The following is a 6000-nucleotide window of genomic DNA, read 5'->3' as shown; positions in this document are numbered from 1 at the left end:
GCCACCCCCTCGCTCTCCCCCCGAGCCGAACGATCGATCCGCGGGTGAGCGGATCGATCTAGGCGGTCGTCCCCCGCTCTGCGAATCGCAGCCGCCCTGGAAAGCCGACTGCGCCGAGCCCGGCAGGGACGGGCTCGGGGACGAGCACCGCGACCGCGCCGAGCCCGGCGGGGACGGGCTCGGTGTGAAACACCCCCGAGCCGAACGATCGATCCGCGTGCCAGCGGATCGATCTAGGCGATCGCTCCCCGCTCTGCGAAACGTGGCCACCCTCTCCGGCCGACCGCGCCGAGCCCGGCGGGGACGGGCTCGAAGGAAGATCAGCCGAGGCTCGCGACCCACTCCGAGCTGCCGTCGACGAAGGACTGCTCCTTCCAGATCGGCACCGACGCCTTGATGTCGTCGACCAGTGCCGCGCAGGCTTCGAAGGCCGCCGCTCGGTGGGCCGAGGCCACGGCGCAGGCGAGGGCGAGGTCGCCGACCACGAGGTCGCCGACCCGGTGCACGGCGGCGATCCGGACGTCGGGCCAGCGCTCGGCGATGCGGCGGGCGGAGGCGAGGAGTGCGGCGGGGGCGTCCGGGTGCGCCTCGTAGGACAGCCGGAGCACGCCGCGGCCCTCGTCGTGGTCGCGGACGACGCCCGCGAAGGTCACGACGGCGCCGTGCGTCGGGGAGTCGACCGCCTGCTCGCACTCGTCGACGGTGATGGCCTCGGCCGCGAGCCGGGCGAGGGCGACCGGCTCAGCGGGCATGGTCGCCGCCTCCGAGCTGGTCGAGCAGGTGCCCGATCACCGGGTCGAGCACGTCGATCCCGTCGCGGACGCCGCCGGGGGAACCGGGGAGGTTCACCACGACGGTGCGGCCGCTGACGCCGGCGAGCCCGCGGCTGAGCACGGCGGTCGGGACGTGGGCGGCGCCCTTGGCGCGCACCGCCTCGGCGAGGCCGGGCAGGGGCCGCTCCAGGAGGGGGGCGGTCTGCTCCGGGGTGACGTCGCTCGGGGCGACGCCCGTCCCGCCGGTGGTCACGACCACGTCGACTCCGCTGCCGATCGCGTCGGCGATCGCCTCGCCCACCGCGTCGCCGTCGGCCACGACGACCACCCGCGACTCCCAGCCGCGGGTGGTGAACCAGGCCTCCAGCGCCGGTCCCGTCCGGTCCTCGTACACGCCGGAGGCGGCACGGGTGGAGGCGACGACCGCCACCGCTCGCCGCGTCACGGGGTTCCTCCGCTCGTCCACGAGCCGCTCCTCCCGCCCGCCTTCGCGAGCACACGGATACCGGTGATCGCGGCACCGCGATCGACCGCCTTGATCATGTCGTAGACCGTGAGAGCGGCCACGCTGACCGCGGTCAGCGCCTCCATCTCGACCCCGGTGCGCCCGGTCGTGCGCACGCGTGCCTCGATCCGGACGCGGCCGTCCTGCGGCTCGAGGTTCACGTCGACGCCGTCCAGCGCCAGCGGGTGGCAGAGCGGGATGAGGGTCGAGGTCGCCTTCGCGCCGAGGATCCCGGCGATCCGCGCCACGCCGAGCGCTTCGCCCTTGGGCAGCTCGCCCTGCTCGAGGAGCCGCACCACCTCGGGTGAGGTCTCGACGTAGCCCTCGGCGACGGCGGTGCGCGCCGTGGCCTCCTTCGCGCTCACATCGACCATGTGCACGGCTCCGTCGACGCGCACATGGGTGAGCCGATCGCTCTCAGTCATCGATCCTCCAGATCTCGACCGTGTCGCCGGTCGCTGCGTGGTCCGTCCCGACGGGGACGTGGATGAGCACGGTGGAGCGGGCGTAGGACGCCAGCAGGTGCGAGCCGGGCCCGCCCACCGGGTGCACGAAGCCCTCGTCGTCGAGGACTCCGCGGCGGATCTGGTGCAGGTGCGCGGGCGAGTCGAGCGCCGTGCCGAGGCGCGCACGGAGCCGCGGCCGCTCGGCGGGCGTCCGTCCCGCGAGCGAGCGCAGCACGGGCCGGAGGAACACCTCGAACGAGACCAGGGCGCTCACCGGGTTCCCGGGAAGCGAGACGACCGGCAGGTGCAGCCCCTCGGCCACGCGCACGAGACCGAGGCCCTGCGGGCCGCCCGGCTGCATCTCGACGTGGCCGAACTCCGAGCCCGCCGGGCCGAGCGCGTCGCGGACGACCTCGTAGGCGCCCGCGCTGACACCGCCGACCGTGATCACCAGGTCGGCCGCGCCCGCGTGCGCCTCGAGCAGCGCCAGGAGGTCCTCGGCCCGATCGCTCGTGCAGGCGGCGACGACGGGCAGCGCGCCCGCCTCGCGGACGGCCTCGGCCAGCAGGGCGCCGTTCGCGTCGTGGATCTGCGCCTCCTCGAGGACGGCGCCTGCGGGACGGATCTCGTTGCCGGTGGGGACGACGAGCACCCGGAGTCGCGGCAGCACCTCCGCCTCGGTCAGCCCGAGGGAGGCGAGGAGTCCGTAGTGGGCCGCGCGGAGGACCGTGCCGGCCGGAAGGGCGAGCTCGCCGCGGCGGGCGTCGCTGCCCCGGGCTCGGACGAAGGTCGCCGGCACCACCGGGTGCGCGAAGGCGACGCTGCCCTCCGCGGGGAAGCGCGGAGGATCGACGCGCTCGACCGGGACGACGGCGTCGGCCCCCACCGGCAGCGGCGAGCCGGTCATGATCGGTGTCGCCGTGCCGGGCGCGTGCCGCGGCGCCCGGTCGCCCGCGGGGATCGGCGCCGAGACGGGCAGGGCGACGGGTTGCTCTGGCGCCGCCGCGTCGAGGTCGGCCGCCCGCACCGCGAAGCCGTCCATCTGCGAGTTGTCGAAGCGCGGCAGGTCGAGCGGGGAGTCGACGGAGCGGGCGAGGACCCGCCGGTCGTACGCGCCCGGATCGGCGGCGACGGCGGCCGGCTCCAGGCTCAGCGTCTCGCGGGCGCCCCGCGTGGCCAGCGGCGCGAGCAGCGCCCGCACCCGGGCGGCGTGCAGGTCGATCGAGGTCATCGTGTCCTCTCGCGAGCGGCGGAGCCCGACCGGCGGCGGGACCGAGTCCATCTTGCCGGGTCGCGCCCGGTTCCGCGGCGTAGTGTGAGCGGATGAGCACAGCACTGGGGATCCCGGGCTTCCGGCCCCGACAGCGCAGCGCGGTCCTCCCGGCCGACCGCCCCGCCACCCCGCTCCTCCTGGACACCTACGGGCGCGTCGCGGACGATCTGCGGATCTCGCTGACGGACAAGTGCAATCTGCGCTGCACCTACTGCATGCCGGCGGAGGGCCTGCCGTTCCAGCCGCCCGCGTCCCTGCTGAGCCGTGAGGAGATCCTCCGCCTCGCGCGCATCGCCGTGGAGCAGTTCGGCGTCCGCCAGATCCGCTTCACCGGCGGCGAGCCGCTCCTGCGCAAGGACCTCGTCGACATCATCCGCGACGTCGCCTCCCTCGACCCGCGCCCCGAGATCTCGCTCACCACGAACGCGATCGGCCTGTCGGGTCGGGCAGCGGCGCTCGCCGACGCCGGCCTGAACCGCGTCAACGTCTCGCTCGACTCGATCTGCGCCGAGACCTTCGCGAAGGTCACCCGTCGCCCGTTCCTCGACCGCGTGCTCGCGGGCATCGACGCGCTCGGTCCCGCCGGCCTGGACCAGACCAAGATCAACGCGGTGCTCCTGCCCGGGATCAACGACCACGAGGCCCCGGAGCTGCTCGCCTGGGCCCTCGCGGGAGGCCACCAGCTCCGCTTCATCGAGCAGATGGCGCTCGACGCCGACCACGGCTGGGACCGCGCGACCATGATCACCGCCGCGGACATCCGGGCGCTGCTCTCGGAGCGCTTCTCGCTCAGCCCGCACGCGGCCCCCCGTGACGGCGCCCCCGCCGAGCTCTTCGACGTCCGCGAGGCCGGGGGGTCCGAGGTGCTCGGCCAGGTGGGGATCATCGCGTCCGTCACCGAGAACTTCTGCGACGACTGCCGCCGCACCCGGCTCACGGCCGAGGGAGGTGTCCGCAGCTGCCTCTTCTCGAACGAGGAGACGGACCTGCTCGGCCCGATGCGCGCGGGCGCGGACGACCACGAGGTCGCCCAGCTCTGGCGCGGGGCGATGTGGGCCAAGCCCGCGGGACACGAGATGAACAGGGCGGGCTTCGTGCAGCCCGAGCGCACGATGAGCGCGATCGGCGGATGAGCATGCGGGTCCGCTACTTCGCGGCGGCCAAGGCCGCCCTCGGCCGTGGTTCCGACGAGCTCGACGAGGTGCCCGACCTGGGCGCTCTCGAGGAGAGACTCGTCGCCTCCGCGCCCTCGGCCGCCGACGTGCTCGCACGGTGCACCTACCTGGTCGACGGCGTGTCGACCGCGGACAGGGCCACGCCGCTGCGTCCCGATGCCGCGGTCGACGTCCTGCCGCCGTTCGCCGGCGGCTGACCCCGAAGAGCCCTCCGTGACGAGCCGTCCTCGACCGGACCGGTGCGTCCGCTCCGGGCGGTCCGCAGCAGGTGCGTCCGCGCTTCTGGAGGACGCTGCATCCCGAGGACGGACTGGTTCCTGTCCCGCCGCACAGGGACCCGTGGGACGCCTCCTCGGACCCGCGCGCGGCGGGGCAGGACCGGATCAGCGGCCGATTCCGTGCGTCACGGGCACAGGACGTTGGTCATCGTGTCGAGCACGTTGCGGTTCTGCACGTCGAGGAATCCGAACGCCGAGGAGACTCCGGTGGCGACCAGCACGCCGCTGACGAAGGCCCGGCCGTCCCGGGTCACGTAGGCGTCCGGCGCGAAGATGGTGGCGTCGGAGGGCACACCGGAGGCGACGCGGATCTGCGGCTGCGTCCTGTCCGCGAACGCGCCGTACCGGACGAGAGCGCCGTTCTGGATCACGTCCACGACGTCACGGTTCTGTCGATCGCGGTAGGCGTCGGCACTGGTCACCCCGGTGGCGACCAGGATGCTGCTGTTGAAGAGGCGCCCGTCCGGCGTCAGGTGGTACGAGGGCGCCAAGGCCGTCGATCCTGCCGGAACGTTCCTGGCGTAGACCTGGTTCTTCGTGGAGGAGATGTAGCGGACGAGCTCCGAGCCGACGATCACGTCGATGACGTCGTTGTTGCTCTGGTCGCGGAAGGAGTCCGCGCTCGTCACTCCGGTGGTCACGAGGGCTCCGCCGGCGCGCCGCAGCTCGCCGTTCGGTGTGACGTAGAAGGCGGGCGCATGGACCGTCGATCCGGCCGGCACGCCGCTCCCGATGGCCTTCGGCGCGGCCTCTCCGGTGACGAAGCGGTAGAAGACGCCGTCGACGACGAAGTCGGCGACGTCGCGGTTCTGCTCGTCGCGGAAGCCCTGGACGCTGGTGACGCCGCGCGCGATCCGCCCCCCGCCGTGATAGAGCTCGCCCGACTCCGTCAGGTAGTACCGGGGTCCGACGGTCTTGGCTCCCGAGGGCACGTTGCCGTTCGACTCCGTCGTCGTCCGTCCGCCGTCGGTGACGTACCGGACGGCGGTCCCCGTGGTCGCGGTGGTGCTCGCGGTCGCCGTCGCGCCCGCGGCGCCGGAGACGGCGGAGAGGGTGATGCCGTTCTGCGCCACGTTCCCGGCCGTGACCGGGATGCTCACGCGTCCGTCCGCGCCGGTCGTCGCCCTGACGGTCTGCGCGCCGCCGCTGGTCAGGCCGGCGGGGAGAGTGATGGTGACCGTGTCGCCGGCAGCGGGAGCGCCGTTGGTCGTGGCGAGGACGGAGACCGTTCTCGTGGTGCAGGCGGGGAAGGAGTACGCCGGGGCGTCGAAGGCGAGGGTGAGGCCGGTGGACGCGGCGGCCGCGGGGGTCGCGACCGCCGCGGCGACGACGGGGACGGACCAGGCCGCACCCGACATGATCGTCCGCCGGGCGGGCCCCCCGCCGGTCGAGTCGATCCGCGGTGGGAGGGAGCGCGAGTGCGCTGCCGTCGGGTCCAGGGCGTTGGTGTCCGTCATGGTGTTCCTTTTCTTTCTTTCGTGCGAGGGGTGGTGGACGCGCCGATCCTGCCGAACGTCCGGCCTCCGGTCGACGCGGAACGGGCCGCGACG

Annotated in this window: 7 protein-coding genes; 2 read left to right on the top strand and 5 right to left on the bottom strand. The window is 74.0% G+C overall.

What is annotated here, in order from left to right; genetic code table 11:
* Nucleotides 1–320: 320 nt before the first annotated feature.
* The 4 genes from C5C46_RS12360 to glp are packed head-to-tail and all read right to left on the bottom strand — an operon-like array spanning nucleotide 321 to nucleotide 2955.
* On the bottom strand, nucleotides 321–752 hold the full coding sequence (locus tag C5C46_RS12360; RefSeq protein WP_104226891.1) for a molybdenum cofactor biosynthesis protein MoaE: 432 nt from the start codon (nucleotides 750–752) through the stop codon (nucleotides 321–323).
* Nucleotides 742–1239 carry a molybdenum cofactor biosynthesis protein B gene (locus C5C46_RS12355; protein WP_244229433.1) on the bottom strand — a complete coding sequence of 166 codons (498 nt, stop codon included), beginning with the start codon at nucleotides 1237–1239 and terminating at the stop codon, nucleotides 742–744. Before C5C46_RS12355 ends, C5C46_RS12360 begins: the two co-directional genes overlap by 11 nt.
* Entirely contained in the window at nucleotides 1215–1703 is a 489-nt protein-coding gene (moaC, locus tag C5C46_RS12350; protein ID WP_104226890.1) for a cyclic pyranopterin monophosphate synthase MoaC, read from the bottom strand. Before moaC ends, C5C46_RS12355 begins: the two co-directional genes overlap by 25 nt.
* Nucleotides 1696–2955 carry a gephyrin-like molybdotransferase Glp gene (glp, locus tag C5C46_RS12345; RefSeq protein ID WP_104226894.1) on the bottom strand — a complete coding sequence of 420 codons (1260 nt, stop codon included), beginning with the start codon at nucleotides 2953–2955 and terminating at the stop codon, nucleotides 1696–1698. The genes moaC and glp overlap by 8 nt, the downstream gene beginning before the upstream one ends.
* A gap of 92 nt (nucleotides 2956–3047) precedes the next feature.
* Here glp and moaA point away from each other — a divergent pair, with 92 nt between their 5' ends.
* Together moaA and C5C46_RS12335 are read left to right on the top strand one after the other, a co-directional pair.
* Nucleotides 3048–4130, top strand: coding sequence for a GTP 3',8-cyclase MoaA (moaA, locus tag C5C46_RS12340; RefSeq protein ID WP_104226889.1), 1083 nt, complete (start codon nucleotides 3048–3050; stop codon nucleotides 4128–4130).
* A complete protein-coding gene (locus C5C46_RS12335; RefSeq protein WP_104223924.1) occupies nucleotides 4127–4369 on the top strand; it encodes a MoaD/ThiS family protein in 243 nt (80 codons plus the stop codon). The genes moaA and C5C46_RS12335 overlap by 4 nt, the downstream gene beginning before the upstream one ends.
* Before the next feature lie 206 nt (nucleotides 4370–4575).
* On the opposite strand, the gene C5C46_RS12330 is transcribed toward C5C46_RS12335, so the two are convergent.
* Nucleotides 4576–5907, bottom strand: a complete 1332-nt coding sequence (locus C5C46_RS12330) for a hypothetical protein (protein ID WP_104226888.1) — start codon at nucleotides 5905–5907, stop codon at nucleotides 4576–4578.
* Nucleotides 5908–6000 lie beyond the last annotated feature (93 nt).

It is taken from the genome of Rathayibacter sp. AY1E6 (assembly GCF_002931115.1).
Classification (GTDB): Bacteria; Actinomycetota; Actinomycetes; order Actinomycetales; family Microbacteriaceae; genus Rathayibacter.
Note: the sequence above shows the minus strand (reverse complement) of the source record. Positions and strands in the feature narration are given on the sequence as shown.